The sequence below is a fragment of the Synechococcus sp. UW179A genome (assembly GCF_900473965.1).
Lineage (GTDB): Bacteria > Cyanobacteriota > Cyanobacteriia > PCC-6307 > Cyanobiaceae > Synechococcus_C.
The window spans coordinates 42812-58699 of the sequence record NZ_UCNJ01000004.1 but is presented as its reverse complement, the minus strand read 5'-3'; the positions used below and the strand labels follow the sequence as shown (position 1 = coordinate 58699).

17 protein-coding genes are annotated in these 15888 nt (G+C 43.5%); 9 read left to right on the top strand and 8 right to left on the bottom strand.

Annotated elements, in window-relative coordinates:
• Positions 1 to 4: 4 nt before the first annotated feature.
• Complete coding sequence (locus DXY31_RS01910) at positions 5 to 1399, bottom strand: glutamate decarboxylase (protein ID WP_114991348.1); 1395 nt, start codon at positions 1397 to 1399, stop codon at positions 5 to 7.
• 389 nt (positions 1400 to 1788) lie between these two features.
• On the opposite strand from DXY31_RS01910, the gene DXY31_RS01905 reads away from it, so the two are divergent.
• Positions 1789 to 2037: a Nif11-like leader peptide family natural product precursor gene (locus DXY31_RS01905; protein ID WP_114991345.1), complete on the top strand. Its 249-nt coding sequence runs from the start codon at positions 1789 to 1791 to the stop codon at positions 2035 to 2037.
• Positions 2038 to 2498: 461 nt separating this feature from the next.
• On the opposite strand, the gene DXY31_RS16320 is transcribed toward DXY31_RS01905, so the two are convergent.
• Entirely contained in the window at positions 2499 to 3581 is a 1083-nt protein-coding gene (locus tag DXY31_RS16320) for a hypothetical protein (protein ID WP_137024863.1), read from the bottom strand.
• A 1256-nt stretch (positions 3582 to 4837) separates the two neighbouring features.
• Entirely contained in the window at positions 4838 to 5230 is a 393-nt protein-coding gene (locus DXY31_RS01895) for a nuclear transport factor 2 family protein (RefSeq protein ID WP_114991340.1), read from the bottom strand.
• Positions 5231 to 6851: 1621 nt separating this feature from the next.
• Here DXY31_RS01895 and DXY31_RS01880 point away from each other — a divergent pair.
• The 5 genes from DXY31_RS01880 (at position 6852) to DXY31_RS01860 (ending at position 10192) form a co-directional block, all read left to right on the top strand.
• Positions 6852 to 7118: a hypothetical protein gene (locus DXY31_RS01880; RefSeq protein ID WP_170953490.1), complete on the top strand. Its 267-nt coding sequence runs from the start codon at positions 6852 to 6854 to the stop codon at positions 7116 to 7118.
• Between the two features lie 560 nt (positions 7119 to 7678).
• Positions 7679 to 8146: a hypothetical protein gene (locus tag DXY31_RS01875; RefSeq protein ID WP_114991328.1), complete on the top strand. Its 468-nt coding sequence runs from the start codon at positions 7679 to 7681 to the stop codon at positions 8144 to 8146.
• Positions 8139 to 8507, top strand: a complete 369-nt coding sequence (locus tag DXY31_RS01870; protein ID WP_170953489.1) for a hypothetical protein — start codon at positions 8139 to 8141, stop codon at positions 8505 to 8507. The genes DXY31_RS01875 and DXY31_RS01870 overlap by 8 nt, the downstream gene beginning before the upstream one ends.
• A 1058-nt stretch (positions 8508 to 9565) precedes the next feature.
• Positions 9566 to 9769, top strand: a complete 204-nt coding sequence (locus DXY31_RS01865; RefSeq protein WP_244279450.1) for a hypothetical protein — start codon at positions 9566 to 9568, stop codon at positions 9767 to 9769.
• Positions 9770 to 9910: 141 nt separating this feature from the next.
• On the top strand, positions 9911 to 10192 hold the full coding sequence (locus tag DXY31_RS01860; protein ID WP_114991317.1) for a hypothetical protein: 282 nt from the start codon (positions 9911 to 9913) through the stop codon (positions 10190 to 10192).
• 634 nt (positions 10193 to 10826) lie between these two features.
• Here DXY31_RS01860 and DXY31_RS01855 read toward each other — a convergent pair.
• Together DXY31_RS01855 and DXY31_RS01850 are read right to left on the bottom strand one after the other, a co-directional pair.
• Positions 10827 to 11021, bottom strand: coding sequence for a hypothetical protein (locus DXY31_RS01855; protein ID WP_114991314.1), 195 nt, complete (start codon positions 11019 to 11021; stop codon positions 10827 to 10829).
• A gap of 144 nt (positions 11022 to 11165) precedes the next feature.
• Positions 11166 to 11375 (bottom strand): hypothetical protein, encoded by a 210-nt coding sequence (locus tag DXY31_RS01850; RefSeq protein WP_114991309.1) that lies wholly within the window; start codon positions 11373 to 11375, stop codon positions 11166 to 11168.
• 354 nt (positions 11376 to 11729) lie between these two features.
• Between DXY31_RS01850 and DXY31_RS01845 the strand changes: the two genes are divergently transcribed.
• Positions 11730 to 12854, top strand: a complete 1125-nt coding sequence (locus tag DXY31_RS01845) for a fatty acid desaturase (RefSeq protein ID WP_371638969.1) — start codon at positions 11730 to 11732, stop codon at positions 12852 to 12854.
• 4 nt (positions 12855 to 12858) lie between these two features.
• Here DXY31_RS01845 and DXY31_RS16315 read toward each other — a convergent pair whose 3' ends face one another.
• Both DXY31_RS16315 and DXY31_RS01840 read right to left on the bottom strand, forming a co-directional pair.
• Positions 12859 to 13137, bottom strand: a complete 279-nt coding sequence (locus tag DXY31_RS16315) for a hypothetical protein (RefSeq protein ID WP_137024861.1) — start codon at positions 13135 to 13137, stop codon at positions 12859 to 12861.
• Positions 13138 to 13242: 105 nt separating this feature from the next.
• The gene (locus DXY31_RS01840; RefSeq protein WP_170953488.1) at positions 13243 to 13842 is read right to left on the bottom strand and encodes a class I SAM-dependent methyltransferase; all 600 of its coding nucleotides are present in this window, start codon (positions 13840 to 13842) and stop codon (positions 13243 to 13245) included.
• 491 nt (positions 13843 to 14333) lie between these two features.
• Here DXY31_RS01840 and DXY31_RS01835 point away from each other — a divergent pair, with 491 nt between their 5' ends.
• On the top strand, positions 14334 to 14531 hold the full coding sequence (locus DXY31_RS01835; RefSeq protein ID WP_114991298.1) for a hypothetical protein: 198 nt from the start codon (positions 14334 to 14336) through the stop codon (positions 14529 to 14531).
• A gap of 53 nt (positions 14532 to 14584) precedes the next feature.
• Positions 14585 to 14854, top strand: coding sequence for a DUF1651 domain-containing protein (locus DXY31_RS01830; RefSeq protein ID WP_114991294.1), 270 nt, complete (start codon positions 14585 to 14587; stop codon positions 14852 to 14854).
• A 772-nt stretch (positions 14855 to 15626) separates the two neighbouring features.
• Here DXY31_RS01830 and DXY31_RS17280 read toward each other — a convergent pair.
• Positions 15627 to 15779: a hypothetical protein gene (locus DXY31_RS17280; RefSeq protein ID WP_206749783.1), complete on the bottom strand. Its 153-nt coding sequence runs from the start codon at positions 15777 to 15779 to the stop codon at positions 15627 to 15629.
• Positions 15780 to 15888: the final 109 nt, after the last annotated feature.

The following is a 15888-nucleotide window of genomic DNA, read 5'->3' as shown; positions in this document are numbered from 1 at the left end:
GTTTTCAATGATGGAATGGTTTATGCTCTGGATTTGGGTCAGGCATAGGAAGATTCAGTTTCTCGAACCATTCGATTGCATTTCGAATATCTTGAAGTAATAGGTCAGCCATGTCTCTTGTGAAACCGGCTCGAATCACAAAACGTAGAACGGCTAGATCTTCGCAATTGGCTGGCATTGTGTATGCAGGTACTTGCCATCCACGCATTCGTAATCGATCTGACATCTGGAATACGGTCCACTTGGTGACTGTTTCAGAGACTGCAACAGCGAAAACGGGAAGCTGGCCTTTTGGATGGCTTAAAAGTTTCATCGTTCCCATGGCTTCAATCGAGTCAGCAATGTAAGAAGCTGTACTTTCAAGCGAAGCCATCCGCTGGCAGTATCCCTCGTGACCAAGATGGATAAAGTTAAAGTACTGACCAACAATTTGTGCTCCCGGTCGTGAGAAATTCATCCCGATCGTAGGCATTTGCCCCCCCAGATAATTAACGTTAAAGCGAAGTTCTTCCGGCAAATCAGCTTGTTCACGCCAGAGTACCCAGCCAACTCCTGGTACGACCCCACCATATTTATGCCCACTCGTATTTATTGACTTGACTCGAGGAAGTTGAAAATCCCAGAGTAGACTTGGACTGTTGAATGGTGCGACAAAAGCGCCAGATGCGCCATCGACATGAATGGGAATATCAAGCCCTTTTTCTTGCTGTACAAGGTCAAGCCCTTCCTGGATTGCCTTAATCGGTTCGTAGCTGCCGTCAAAGGTGCTACCAAGCACGCCTACGACGCCAATTGTATTTTCATCGCATGCAGCAATTGCCCCCTCAGCTGTCATTTGCAGATGATTCTTGGAAATTGGCACCATTCGAGGCTCGACATCGAAATAGGCGCAGAACTTATCCCAACAGATCTGGGTATTGGTTCCCATCACAAGATTGGGCTGAGTGTCGTCCAATCCCTGTTTTTTACGACGTTGTCGCCAATGCCACCGCAGCACCATTCCGCCAAGCATGCAGGCTTCACTTGATCCCGTGGTTGATGTGCCGATTGCCTGATCAGGATCAGGAGCATGCCAGAGCCTTGCAAGCATGCGTATGCAACGATTCTCCAGTTCGGCGGTTTGTGGATATTCGTCTTTATCAATCATGTTTTTATCAACACACTCGCGCATTAGATTCAGAGCTTCAGGCTCCATCCACGTGCCTACAAATGTGGCAAGGTTGAGCATTGCATTGCCGTCAAGCATTAGATGGTCGTGTATCAGCCGATAGGCCAGATCCCCTTGAATTCCGGCTTTTGATAGCTCATATCGCGGTAATTCGAGCCCTTTCATCTTCCGTTGATCGAGTCGATGTCCAAGATTTGTCTCTAGGTCCAGTTTTGGCTTTGAGTTCTCCATGTTGGTAGCTCATGATCTTCTTTGCTTTCACTGCTAGCTACGATTCCAATAAAGGGCTATTTCTTTTGAGCGAATGTGATGTGATGTGCTTCATTCAACACATTCATGAACATTTTAATACTTCTGTTATCAGTTCGACTTGAGCCTGGCGAATCATCATCTGATCTCATTGTTGCCGAGGCTTTTCTGATTTGCATTGGCGTTCTTCTTGGATGTTTTATCAGTCATTGGTCAAGCTTGGTTTTTGTCTAAGCTATTAAACACATGGTTCAGTTTCAATCCTTCAGATGCAGTATTGAGGGCCAGACAGCCACGGCGAAATATCCCTCAATCGAAGGATTGGCATCTCTTGTCTTTACGGGTACTTTCAGAGAACTCGCAAGACACCAATGTCTGAGGAACAACTCAAGGTCTTCCTTGCCAATGCTAAAGGTGATACCCACCTTCAGGAAAAGCTCAAAGCAGCTAAGTCTTTTGAAGAAGTTGTGAGTCTTGCCAAAGCATATGGCTGTGAAATAACTTCTGATAAGCTCAGTGAGATTAGTAAAGAGGAGTTAGAACACGTAGCAGGTGGATGTTGGATGAACACCTGCTGGGGTTATGGCCAAGGAACTGCAGCGGCTCCAGATTGGAACTAATTGTCAATGTCATTGACGTTTCACACGTCCCTGCAACATCTCAACGTATTCTTGAAAACCTCTCTATTGCCATATTAATCTGTAGTAAAAATTACTGCAGCTCAAATAGCTGATGAGTGGAGTGGCATTGTTAAAAATCATAGTTATAAATCTGCAACGCAATTAATTTCTTGATATGTAAGTAAACCTCGAAGAATTGAATGTATGTCAGAGCTTTTGGCCACTCTTTAGTACCCTTTATGCTGATTATTAACATTTTCCATTAACTACGACTGCTTAGGTTTTTCTAGAGCACATTTTGATTTTAATAACCTTGGTTTGGTCGACCAGTGCAGGAATAGATCAAGTTGCCGTCTCAGACAAGACTATTCAAGGCAATAAAAGATTTATGTATTCAGATGGGATATTGCTCGGAAATAAAATGTGTGAGTGCAAAACAAAGGACTCAATTACAACCGATCCTACAATTCCGAAATAACATGGGCATAAGTCTTTAGTTCAGCTGGCTTGTTTTTCTCAAGACAAATTTTGTAGTGACTAAAGACAGCTGCAATATTGTTAAAAGGCAATTGCGGACATGGGAAAATATGACTAAATGGAGTTTTTCTAACTCCTCGTGGCACGTTAGCGTATAAATTGCATATCTGGAGTCTCAAATTTTCACTCAAGTTGAAATGCTGTTTCAGACAGTTTAAAATAGACCAGCTCGTTGACTCTTTTACCCGACTGCTTGGGAAGATTTCAAAACAAAGTCTTGGATGATTTGATGGATTTGATAAGCATAAGTCAATACAGCAGCGTACACTAGTGTGTTCAAGCGAAGAAAAATATTTCATCGTATTTTCAAATGAAATCCTAAATTCTGATGTGAACCACTTCCAGAAATTAGGTTTAATATTGTCAAGCGATACGGAAGATTTAAAAATTAGTTTCACCATTTCTCCTCGCCCAATCATCAGACCAATCCAATACGGGCAGCCAAGAGATTCAAAGATATCCTTCATCATTTTTTGATAATTGTTCGTTCGAGTTGACCTCCCCTGAACAGCTAGGCAATAATCAAGGATTTCATTTAACATCTGCGCTGGCACCTCAGTCTCAAGATTGTCTAATCTTTGAAATACACCTCCCAGACGAATTGAATTCTCAAAAACATCAAACTCAAGATAATGAAAGTCAGGCAATGCACAATCGAACGATGTATTTTTTTTTCGATATTGGGTACTGGCATTGCTTGTATTAATCCCTTCTGGAGGATTTGTATTGGGTACAATTTGGTCGCATCTATCCACATATAAGTCCCACCAGGTTGGCATGAATTCTTTAGGCAAAAGTGCTGCTGATGATAAAACGCCAAATGATATATCAATGGCTAAGTGAATATCATGGTGAAATTCAAGCAAACATTCATGTATCTGACAGGTTTCAGCAAGCTTAATTTTACCTGCCATATTCAGAACAGGATCCCATAAGCGTTGATCTGTTTGATCAAAGATCTCATTAATGACCCAGGATATTGAGTTTTCAAAACTACTGTAAATCAATTTTGAAAAAACATATCAGGAACCTAATTTACAGGTGTATGGTTTGCAATATTATTTTTAATCTGGGTTTGAAACCTATATTAATCTTAAGTTCACCAAGTCTGCATATGATCGCATTCATATTAGGAGCATCAGTATTAGCCGAAGGCCTTTTACGGGTCATTGATTGAGGCGGTTGGGGTCATCGATACATGTCGGTAGGCGTATCCCAAAAATAGCGGTGAGCTTGGTTGACCACCAACCCTTCAGTTATCAGCTGCCATGACTGACATTGATTACCGCCTTTCTTCCTACGATGGTTTGTTGCTCTTGAGACTTCGAAGAGGGATTTGTGCTTTTCACCAGAAGTTCACCAGAACTTCTAGGTGTCTGCACCAGAGTCCCGCACTGTGTTCACCAGATTGTCTGTGATCTTGGAGTGATCCAGGGCGGGAGACTCCCCCATATTCACTTCTTCAATCCATGACATTTTTCAACAAGGCCTTCAAAGTAACCGCATCTGTTCTGTGTATTGGTTTAGTTGGTTCCACAATGTTTGTTCTAGCTCCTGCAGCTGAAGCGCGAAGCAATAAAAATAAGTTAAGGCATGAGTTGAGGTTGAGGCAGCTACGCAGGGACATCCGCCGTGACACTCATAACCACCGAAGCGAACTGCGGGCATATCAACATGAGGTCAACCGCCATCCACGTGTTATTCCTGTTTATGGCATAAGGTATGAATATGTCTATTAAGCATCTGCAGGCTATGGAATTCAGTCGTGTCTCTGAAGCATGAGCATTGCCTCCCTATGTTTAGGCGGAAAAGACAGCTTCTTTAGCTATCACCTTCAACCGTTCTCCTTTAATAAGAGGGGTAATGATCTTTTAATATGCCAACTTTAAGACCATTTTAAAAACGCGTTTACAATTCTGATATTTATGATATCTAAAGTTTACCGTATCGTGGAAAGAGTAAATTTATGACCATCCTATAAGAGCCTCTTAAAGTTTCTAATGTGCCCAAGTGAATCTTTAATTACATGGTATATGTTCACTATTGTTTTCATTTGTGAAGTGAATTTTAGGAACTATTGTTAGTCGGCATAATCGTAAGTGCAAAATTTCTGTTCGCATTCCTCAATCCATGTACTTTACTTTCCTTTAAAATGCATAATTTTTAATACTCTTAGGCGCAAGGATAATGTTTGGTTAGTGTAAAGTTCGAACATATGTACCGCCTATATGATGTCGGCTTAGATCGTTTGCTGAAGTGTTATTTATTTAATAATCTTGTCAACCAAGACATCGTCAAAATACACTCGTACGTTATTAAATGTTTTGCCATTAAACTCTAGTATCCAAACGTATTGGTTATTGTAAGGTTCTCCCTGCTTGGAAACCGCCTTTGAAGTCATTTCTAGTACAGCAACGGGACCATCAATGATTACACTCTTTACTTTCCATTGAATGTTGCCATCTAATGAAGACTTTAACCTTAAGATCGCGGTATTGATAAAATGCTTTCTTGATGAATAAGTGCCACTAAGTACACTTGAACCCGTGATAATCCATTGGACATCTTCAGCTATGTAATTGGCTAGGAACTCGTCAATAGCGCCAGCCTCAAGCAATTGTATGGCATTATCAACGAAATTACGAGTAAGTTGCATAGCCTGGTCTTAAATTGAGGTGTGTGAACGGATAAAACTTTGGAAAGAATTTGATTTTTCGATTCCCTAATTGTTTCAGGATAATGAGACCTTTTGCCTTTGCAATGCTTTCGTAGTTGGCGTTTCTCATCTCTTTGTTGTTTTTAGCTTAGCAGGCTTTCTGAATCACTTTAGTTTTCGAAGGAAGTTTTTATTTGCTTTAACTTAGGCTTGCTTTACCTTGAAAGATGAATGGATGCATATAGTGACTGATAGATTAATCGTGTAAGTCGTTTTTTGAATTATTCTTAGTTCAATCTTATGATTACCTTGGTTTTGCATTAAGTTTTTTGCTTCTAATCGGTGATGAGAATAATAGTTATGGGAATATTTTTAGTTGGTATCATGCTTTTAGTGCCACGATACCACTTTTCTTATCACTTTTTAACTGTCTAATGGCTTGTTTTTGGATTATTTGCTTAATGGCCTAAGCCTGCTGCCGGATTATTTCTATCTACGTGTCGGATTCTATGTTCTCGAGCCAGAGAGGATGGATGATCCAATTAGAAGTTTCAAAGAACTGCAATTCATTATTGATGGCAATATCCTTGAAAAGCTGCTTTGTTTTCAAGGCTAAGGTGTGTATAGGCTCATCTTTATCAACACTTTTTTGTTTTTTGTTTTTCTTTTGTAAAGAGATTAGTTGGTAGGTAATGATCTTGTGGATTAAAACAATATCCTTTAAGGTGTCAGTTATGATTAGCATTCTCCTACGTATTCAATGGATCTTTTAATTGCCTTAGGTATTCCTATATTCTTTCTTCTTGGTCTCACTATCCTCTTTGTGTCTGATGGTGTTCCGAACTGGGTTCACGATTTTAACAGCAAATATAGTCGTAAAGTTTGGCTTTATGGTGTGATAGCTCTGAGCACCATTTCGTTGCTGATTGTCTTGTTCACGAAGTGAGGCTTTATTGTCTTTTGTTGATATGATTAATTAATAACTACTTTTTTGTTAGTGATTAAAGAAAGATTGTTTTTGCCTAAAACTGATATATGAAGCTAGAGCTATTGTGAGGACTAATGTACCAACGCCTAACCAGTTGATGCTCATGGACTATAGATCTCTCTATATTCATCTCACCATAGGCAAGGAAACGGTTTCGTCGCATTAATCACAAAATAGCAAAGCTCCTGCAGCAGAGTCTCTTTGTTAGATATTCTTCGAACTTTGTCTCCTGTTTTTCAACCTTTTGAATGATTGTCTCAGGTTGTTTCCTGCTCTGACGAACAAACTCATTGAGGCGTCTGATGTTTTTTACAGGTTTCGTACGGTGCACTTCTTTGTTCAGTAAGTAGTCTTGGATGTTTTGCCATTCTTTTTTAGTTTTTCTCTATTTGTAAGTTGGTGCGTAATTCCAGTGTTGATTCACTGCGTTGACGCTCTAGTTACTCAAAGCCTGCAAATGTTGTTTGGCTGATTACTTGGTGGCCGCAAGGGCCTCATCATTGGACTTGTGCATCAGCAATGAACTGCACCATGGTGCGTGACTGCATGTTGGAGTGGTAACAAAAACCTGACAACGCAACAGCATCAACGCACAATTCATGGGTCTGTGGAAGTTCAATGAGCCCTACCTACTTGATTACAACTCCCGTCGAAGTCGACGTCCTCTGGAAAGTCGCAGCAGATTCTGAGGAAGAGGCGGTGAAAAACCTTTCAGAACACTGTACAGAGCTTCAGAAGATTCCGGATACCCTGTCACTGGGGTCGATCGCTAAGGGAATTTCATACCATGGCCTGCCAGACGAAACGCAGAACATTCAACAGATGTCGATCCTATTTGCAGCGGATAATCCCCATCGATGTGTCGTTTTCGATGAGATCGACGATGAAGGGAGCCGGTGAATACGGATGAGCGAGTTGGTTCATGAGCAGACCCATCACAATCAATCACCCGACTTGCCCACCAGGACTTGACCTGGAGAACACCAGTCATGGTTGTGCATCGAATGATGCAAGGCATACCAAGCCTCGCTACTGCGATGTCCATCCGCTCCAATTGCTTCGGCTTGACGTCATGATGATCACTTACTTTGTATGGGCACCAGCGTCTCTACTTAAATATCCTGCTCGGACGCGACCGATGATATTGTTTGGATATAGCTTGCTCCCACACTGCTTGATCTCGAGTCTTCTGTAGAAATTGTTTCATCGGATGAGGCTGATGCTTTTGACCACGCGTGATGGGTTATGGGTTTGCAACAAAGACAGGTTTACAGAATGATCTCTGGCGTGATTCAGCGTGGTGCAATCGCTGTTAATACCAGGCATAATAGCCCATATGAATTTTAGGCTAAAATCGTGATTTTTAATGTGGCTTGCTTCTATTCCATTGACTCCATACACCTCACTTGATAGAGCGAGTGCTATGGCTTTTGTGTTTTACAATGAACTATTCTGATTAGATGCAAAGCAGCCAGCCACCAGACAACCGAGGATGGGAAGAGAAGTTCTATTCCATTAAAGATGATCTAATTGAGGATTCCAAGGACTATTCGAGATATGAAAGTGGATATTATTGGAATGATCATCATCATTCAGGCTTGTTATTTATTTCGAGCAGGATAGCCGAAAAGTACCAGCTGAGGATGTTTGTTGGTGATAATATTGAACTCTGGATCAATGACTGTGGCTTGGATGATGCTGATCGTGCACAATGCTTGAAAAACTACGCTTATGCCATTTATATTCATCATGCCGAAGCCTTTTCGATAACTAAGGATGGATTAGATTTTTCAAGCGGTAGTTATACAAAAACACCTCACGGAGAATGTTACTCTTTGGAATTTGTTGCTTGGTTTAATGGTATTGCCGTTGACTTGTTTAAGGAAGGCGACGAGGATCTCAAAATAATTGACTGGTGCCATGGTTAGCTTTTCAAGTTGGTATGAATCAAAAAGCTTGATCGAGCAGGGGCTTGTCGATTTAATCTCCGATCGTACCCAATTTATTGATGATCAAAAAGAAGTCGACAGCTTTCTTTTAATTTTGGCAGACTATAATATCAGTACTTCGGCTCAATTTTTAGACTTATTCTTCTCTGAGTATAAGGGTACTGAAGGAGACGTGTTGGAACAGTTTGTCAAAGACTGGATGTCTCTTTCTAGGGGATGTCTTCCTAAGCTGTTGTTGAAGCGCCATAATCCAGAACAGCTTTGGCAGAGCCTAATTCACCTTGATTTCTATAAGATTGTGTTCAATGGAAACACTTATCTTTTTAAAAGACATTTATAAATGACATGAATTTGTCGTATGACAATTGTCTTATCCTTTTCTGGCTTAATGACGAGGAGCAGCTTGACAGCCACCACTCATCTCTGCAGGAAGCCAGGAAGAGATTTGGATATTTGAAAGACAACTGGCATGAAGTATTTCCAGAAGGGTTCATTGCTCTTTAGTTGGTGGATCAGTATATTGATCAAATCGATTAATTTAACCCTTTTGATCACGGCTGAGAGTAGACTAACTATCAGCGTTTAGTTACACCTGTATTTATAAGCCTGCAGCAATGTGTCTAACAACCTTCCGCTGTGGCTAAAGCGAAGCTTCAGTTACTAGTATATGTTTTGTATTGCTTGATAATCAGTGTTTAGACAGGCTATACCTAGAGAGATTTTACGGATTTCAAACTTCGTTTTTTAGACAGAATTTTTACTTAAAAGGTAATCAGTTTGCTCAAACTTTGGTGATGGTTCAAAGCAAAATTCAATTAATAAGGTGGTCAAGAACTTTCTCAAACTTCATACCACCTCTCATGTAGAGAAGAACAACGCTTGAAATGATCATTGAATTCACAATCAAGAAGCCTGAGATGATTTTGATTTCATTTTTCATTTTGATATTTTCGCTGATGGAAGACTGCTGTTGTGGCTCGAAAGCTGTTGTGATGTGGAAGAAAGTGTCTTGAGACTTCTTTTTCGTTGACGCATTGCTAATGCTTTGTTTAATAAGCCCTAATCCTTCCTGATTTCTTCATCTTTCGCCGATTTGCTTAGCTTGTGCGTCTACGCATGACCTGTAGAGAATTGTGTGTCTGGGATCATATGCCTTTCTTGTTTGATTGTCTCAGCCCCTGCTGTTTGGCTGATTTTTCACCTAAGACCCCATCCTGGATCCATGAGAAGCCTTGACTTGCCTTGAGTTATGTAGTTCCAGTAACACACCTTCGCTTACGACTCGGGTTTTTTTTGCCTTCGCTGGTAGCTGCTTTATGGAAAAACTCTGAATTCAGGAGCTTTGTAGGGGGTTACAGCGACTAACTCCCGAGCATGGATCAGCCTGGAAGTATGAGCATGACGCTTCAACTGGCTGTTGCCCGTGGGACCGCCCGCGGTCTGATTAACGGTACAGCCGCCGCTGATTATGGTGACGTGATTTGTCTGAGGAAACTGCTCCTGCGTGAGGGTGAACACGGACTGGCGACTGACCTGCTGATCCTGGCCAAAGCAATGAGTCCTACAGCTGCTGAGCTCTCTGAATATGGTCCTGCAGCATGATCACAATGAATGGAATCGATTCATCGCTTATAGTGTCACGTTGTTTCTTTGTCGTTTTGTCAAGTTAATCGTCTTGGTGTAGTGCCCATCTGCCCTGAGCCGCAGAGCTTGCTATGCATTGGTTGGTTGTCATTAAGTCCAATGTCGGAGAATTCAGATCCTCAAACGGTTGATGTGACAGCGATTGTTGAAACTCACCCTCTCTTGGATGAAGATGATCTTCATGGAGGCGTCGCTGAAAGGCTGAAGCATTCCAAGGAGTTTGGAGCGCTCGTTTGGGATGCTACAAAAGATTATGTTCAAAAAATGAATCTCACGTCCGAGGAGAAAGCTAATGTCAGCACCTGGCTTTCTTCAAAAAAAGACCGACTACAAAAAACAATTGTTGAAAGGCTCCATAAGCTTCACCAGCATGATTCTTAGTTGTTGAAGCTCTGCTGTGGTCGATGGCCTGCTCCTTTTGTGTAAGGCTCAACACCTTTTATTTCCTGAACATTATATTTAAGGTCGCATAATGGGCCTAATACACATCCTTATTATTTGTTTTGCTTGATGTTATTGCTTTCGGCGTTTGCCGAAAGCAATTAGATGCTTGCTGAATCTAACTCGTGATCAAATCATCCTCCTGTCTGTTCGCTGAACAACGTGTTTCCACGCGTTAGCCTGTTTTCTGGAGCAATAGGCTGAGATAATTGGATCAGATGCCATGGCACACGGTGAGGAATACTTTTTTTAAAATTTGGTCCATACTGTCTAGATAGTGACGATTCTCTACGAGGAGAACCTGCCATCCGACGGTCTTCTCAACATCCCATATAAGACTGTTCGCCTACATCGATGGCTTGATTCACGACTGCGAGAGCTTGCCGTTGGGCAGCTGTTTCAGGATGCTAGAGCTTTGAAAGCTGAGTTTTGGATTGAGTAGATGTTTAGAGTCGAAATATTGATTGATTTATGATAAGTTTTTGTGGCTACAAGCTGATTTTGTGTGCTGAAGATTTGCTTGTGTTGCTGTAGAAGCGCTGGTTACAGCTGTGTTCAGAGAGTTGGTCAGTTTCTAGGCAGCTTTTGCTTCTAATGCAGGAGTTGGTTCAGCGGTTTCGTTATTGAGATCGTCAAAACGCTCTCCTTCTTCAATGGCATAAAGCTTGTAAAGAGTCATCGCTGCTTCTTCCCACCTTTCCTGTTCAACAGCTTCGAGCATCTGTTGAAAAAAAAGCACGTTCACGACTTCAAGATCGAGGTTGTTCATCGATTCCCGATTTCTCTGATTAATTTAACGGAGTTGAGTGTTGGATCTAGAGCCCAAAGCGGTAGAGAGGTGGAAGATTCGGACTGTCTCCGCCCCTGTCCTGATTTGGTAGGACAGAGACGATGGTTGCTTAGGAGAGCGCAGTCACTGCTGGCAGTTTTGTTTTTGAACCTGTTCGTTTGAGGAAACCTCCCAGGTCTCGGCTTGCTCGTTGGTGCATTCCTGTGCTCTGATTTCGCTCAGTTCGCTTTGCTCGCCTTCGTTATCAGCAGCTTGCGTAATCAACTCACCGGCGAGGAAGCCGCTGAAAACGACGATAATCACGCTGATGGGTTTCAAGGCTGTTCGCAGCATGTCGTCCCAGCATGGTCTGATTTTCGTTGGCTGTCTGGTTGCTGGTCCGTCTTCCGTGCATCACTGGTCGTTGACCTGCCACGACTGAGTGCCCAGGAGCCTTTCCAGGCATCTCCCATCTCTCTTTATGGTCGCTGCTCGTGTTGTGGCCGGCACAGTGTATGGACCTAAGACAAGCCTGCAGGCGAGCAGGCATCATGCAGATGGCCTGCCCTCACTGGAATCTGTCCACTAATCACCCCATTCATCTCCAAAGTGTCCTTATCTGGTCCAAATGATCCAACGTAATTGAGGAATTTTCGATAAATTGATCGGAGCTTCACCCAAGACAAAAGACCAAAATGCAACAATCATTTGAATAGTTCCGTCACCCGCGCCAAAAAATCAAGACCTGTTCGAAGAGTTGATTTTGATCTCAAGTCCTTTATGGCTAGCGATGATCGTATTGCCATATGGCAGGTTTTTAATACTGTTGTGCCTTTAGCTTTGTGTGCATTTCTTTTTTCTGTCGTAACTAACTCGTTTAATTTCATATCGGTATTGACTGCTCCAATCCTTTTTGTTCTCATTGTTCTTCTGTTGAGTCGCAGCTTCTCATTGATGCATGACTGTGGACATCACAGCTTATTCCGCTCGAAAAGTTTGAATCGAATTGTTGCTTTTGGGCTCAGTCTTATTCATGGGATACCCCATCACCCTTGGTCTCGAGGCCATGCCTTTCATCACAAATATAATGGCAATTGGGACCGCTACAGAGGACCTTCAGCTTTGACGACGCGCGAACAATACGAATCGAAGAGATCAAGTGAGAAGGCTTTTTATCAAATTCTGCGTCACCCATTACTGCTTTTCCCCGGAGGTTTTTATTACCTTATTCTTAAACCCAGGATTGCTCTCTTTTTAGGTTTTTTTGAATGTCTTGTTGTAAGTTTCAAAAAGTTTTTTAGTTCTGTTTCTAAGGGAAATTTGCCCAATATTTTTTCAATTATTGGAAGTCATCAATCTAGCTTTTTCTATACCAAAGGTGAGGTTTACGACACCATCGCAAATTCTGCCGTTCTTTTTTGGTGTTGGTGGATGATTGGAGGGGCAATTGGACATTGGCACTTTTGGCTTCTTTATGTATGCGCGATGAGTGCCAGCGCTGCTTTGATGATTGCTGTGTTTTTTGTTCAACATAACTTTCCTGGGTCTTATGCCAGTAATGAGAAGGATTGGAGCTATTTCAAAGGCGCTATTGAAGGATCGTCTTTCCTTCAACTACCGCCAATTCTGAATTGGTTCACCGCTGATATTGCATATCATCATATCCATCATCTCTCTGAGAGAATTCCTAATTATCGGCTTCGCGATTGCCATTATGCCAATCTTCATTTACTTGACGATGTTAAACCTCTTTACTTGCATCAGATCCCTTCGTGCTTTTCTTTGATTTTGTGGGACAACGTCAACCTTGAATTGGTGTCAACTGGTATATGAATGATTAATTGGGTTTAGGTTGTGGGATCAGTGTATTCGGTCCGGGTCGTTCGTCGCTGAGTTGAACTTCAACTCCGTTGAGTACCAGGCAATGCGCTGTTAGTGCGCGGAATCCATCGATTGGAAGTAGTAAATATTGGGCGGCTTCCCTTGGGTCTTCCTGCATGATTGTTATCGTCTTGGTGATATTTAAATTGGTGGCTTTGCTCAAATGATCATGAAACCAGCTTTCAGGTGTTTTTATGCTGCGACTAGAAAAACTCATTGAGGGCTTGATCTCCATCAGCTCACCTGTCTAGATATAGACCGTCACGATGCTGTCATTTGCTACCACAAAGCTTGGTTATAAATGATTTGATTTTTCATAGGAAAATCAAAATAAAGACACCTAACCCATTTCAGTTCCTCGTCGTCTGCTCAACCAGAGTCTTGAAAACAGGCCTTGATAGAGCTGAAGTGCAGGTGTCAGCTCTTCGGCGGACAGCACAGATGAAACTCTGTGGGAGTCAATCGAGAACACGTCCCTATTCCGACTCCTTCGTATCGCTTCGACCTGATCGTCACTGAGACGACGGTCGCGAAGGCGCTGAAGCCCAATTTCCAGCATCTGTTGCGTGCTCTTTTGCTCAGAGGGCTCGCTATAACCGCTTAGTAGCAGTGAGCCATTGAAGGCTGTGCTTTGAGCCAGTAATCGCAGCAGGCTCACTTGGTTGTCGGGTTCATACAGATGCAGCACGTTGTGACACACCACAAGATCCCATTCGATTGGATGGATGGATCTCAGCAACTTTTGATTGAACTCTCCCTGGATCAAGCTGCACCGTTCTCGTCCAGCATGGTCGGCGATAGCCTCCCGGCAGAACGAGAGCATCTGCTGGCTCGGCTCCAGGATCGTAAGTTCAGCGTTTGGACAGGCGTCTAGTAAGTCGGGGAGCTGTTGTCCTGGACCAGGACCCACCACAAGAACCCGATTGGCTTGAGAGGCCATGGTGTGAACTGCTGCGAGTGCAATCTCGTGAAGGACGTCATAACCCGGTACTGAATTTCGGATACTTGTGCGATAGGAGTGACCGTATGGTCCCTCGAAATTCAGTGTGGTCATCGTTTTTTTCTGTGAATTCGAGGTTGTTTTGGTGAGTTTTCACGTTTCGTTATCGCAATCTATTGTTGCGAGTGCTATCCGATAGCCCTGCATTTTTAGTTTCAATTCCATATTTACCTGCGATTAACGATCGATTGATTCATCGTCTGCACGGCTTGATGAAGGTATTGATGGTTTATTAGCACAGGCTGTAGTTGGACTGTTTGCTGTTTATTGAGCTTCCACGTAGGGTGCTTTTCGCATTGGCTTGGTAATCGGCCGTCGCTTTTGTTGGCCTCTTAGGCACTGGCATTGACACCCTTGTCGCGAGTCAAGCGACAAGCTTGCTTGCTTCAGTTTTCATTAAGGGCCAGAACAGACACAGATGAACGGACTCCATGGCGTCAAGCCCTGGCCAGCAGACAACTGTTGACTTCCAGACCAGAGTGATCATGGCTACTAGTGTTGTGGCTGGCCTGAGCTGTTTGGCGGTTGTGATCACCGGTGGCTTCATCACTGCAAAGGCAGTCAAAGAGGGGGTTCAACAAGTGCCTGTGGAAGCACCCATTCCGATGGAGAATTCTCAGGCTCAGTAACGGCAACCGCAAAGCAAGGCGGCTGTCGTTTCGATTTCCGTCAGACTGCATTGATGTTCAACGATCATCTTGATGATGCGTGGTCTCAGCAGCAGCTCCACTGGTCAGGATGGCTGGTCAATCGTCAGGAAGGTCTGTTCATCCAATTCAAGCCAGACACTTCGACAAAGCACGTTGACTGCGTTCTGCTGAGCACTTTTCGCTGGTCTCCAGTGCTGGGCAATCCAGTTCGGCAGCAGAGGATGCCGCGTCATCTCGGAATTGAGATGTGGACCAATTTGCAAAAAATTGGTTGGATTCCCTGCTCACCGCCGCAGAGCTGATATTGCGGAAAGAGGGAGTGTGACGTCTCCCTCTCCCCAACGGTCATGAGTCGGCTGCTCGACTTGCCTCCCATGACACTATTCAACGTATCAAAACGAACACGTTTCTGCATGGATGCAGGTGCAAAGGCGTTCAAAGCTTGCTCAGGCAGCCTGTTACAAAGCGGTTTGTTGGTTTTGGGGATCGGGGACGATGAAGTTGTCGCAAATGGCGTTGATCAACCCTCTCTGGCAGCTGAAGAACGCAGCCCTTGCTGTTTGCGTGAAGCTTTGATCCTGTCGTGGCTAACAGGCATGCATGCTGCCACTGACAGTGCCCGAGCCAGCTGGTTTCTCTCAGGTCCTTTTTTGTTTGGATAAACCAATCTGCAGCTCCCTTTGATCAGTTCTCGACGCTTGGCAGCTCCGAGATCAATAGTTCCTTTAGAGCCCAGATCCAGACCCGATTGCGGATTGCTACTCGCACCAGGACGAACGATGACTTCGCCAGTTCAGAACCAAAGCGATCCTCAGTTTGTCGTTTCTCTTGGATCTGTCAAAGAGCATTCACCAGCTCCGCTGATTTGAACACTGACAGCTTGCTTGGGTAGTCGTTGCTGAGTGCTTGAACTTCGTGAAGGTTAAGTAGCGAGAGCATCCAGAAACTCAGGAGGTCTGTTTTGCAGTGGCTCTAAGGATCGTTACAGCGCATGACCAGATGCCATGACCAATGTGTCTGATGATCGAAAAGCGAGCGATAGGTGATTGGCTCACGAAACATGCAGTCAGAGGATTAGCCAGCGATTGAGAGCGCAATGTTGACAAGGGCCAGTCCACCTAAAAAGAAAGCCGCCAGCAGCGAGGATTCGGGAAAGAATTTGGCCAATGCCAGCCCGGCTCCCATGAATGTGGATGAAACCAGAATTGCCGTGACATCAACGGGCATCTGAACGGGGGCTGTGAGGAATGCTTTTTAACAGATGGCGCCGTCTTTTGAAGTCACAGGCGACTCATTCTCGATCGTCTGGCTTCTGGCTGCGTCCACTCCTGCCGAG

Excerpts from the sequence above, each read along its gene's own strand:
- DXY31_RS01910 (WP_114991348.1), bottom strand. The coding sequence starts at position 1,399 with ATGGAGAACTCAAAGCCAAAACTGGACCTAGAGACAAATCTTGGACAT.
- DXY31_RS01905 (WP_114991345.1), top strand. The coding sequence starts at position 1,789 with ATGTCTGAGGAACAACTCAAGGTCTTCCTTGCCAATGCTAAAGGTGAT.
- DXY31_RS01895 (WP_114991340.1), bottom strand. The coding sequence starts at position 5,230 with ATGCAACTTACTCGTAATTTCGTTGATAATGCCATACAATTGCTTGAG.
- DXY31_RS01875 (WP_114991328.1), top strand. The coding sequence starts at position 7,679 with ATGCAAAGCAGCCAGCCACCAGACAACCGAGGATGGGAAGAGAAGTTC.
- DXY31_RS01870 (WP_170953489.1), top strand. The coding sequence starts at position 8,139 with ATGGTTAGCTTTTCAAGTTGGTATGAATCAAAAAGCTTGATCGAGCAG.
- DXY31_RS01865 (WP_244279450.1), top strand. The coding sequence starts at position 9,566 with ATGACGCTTCAACTGGCTGTTGCCCGTGGGACCGCCCGCGGTCTGATT.
- DXY31_RS01860 (WP_114991317.1), top strand. The coding sequence starts at position 9,911 with ATGTCGGAGAATTCAGATCCTCAAACGGTTGATGTGACAGCGATTGTT.
- DXY31_RS01855 (WP_114991314.1), bottom strand. The coding sequence starts at position 11,021 with ATGAACAACCTCGATCTTGAAGTCGTGAACGTGCTTTTTTTTCAACAG.
- DXY31_RS01850 (WP_114991309.1), bottom strand. The coding sequence starts at position 11,375 with ATGCTGCGAACAGCCTTGAAACCCATCAGCGTGATTATCGTCGTTTTC.
- DXY31_RS16315 (WP_137024861.1), bottom strand. The coding sequence starts at position 13,137 with ATGGAGATCAAGCCCTCAATGAGTTTTTCTAGTCGCAGCATAAAAACA.
- DXY31_RS01840 (WP_170953488.1), bottom strand. The coding sequence starts at position 13,842 with ATGGCCTCTCAAGCCAATCGGGTTCTTGTGGTGGGTCCTGGTCCAGGA.
- DXY31_RS01835 (WP_114991298.1), top strand. The coding sequence starts at position 14,334 with ATGGCGTCAAGCCCTGGCCAGCAGACAACTGTTGACTTCCAGACCAGA.
- DXY31_RS01830 (WP_114991294.1), top strand. The coding sequence starts at position 14,585 with ATGTTCAACGATCATCTTGATGATGCGTGGTCTCAGCAGCAGCTCCAC.
- DXY31_RS17280 (WP_206749783.1), bottom strand. The coding sequence starts at position 15,779 with ATGCCCGTTGATGTCACGGCAATTCTGGTTTCATCCACATTCATGGGA.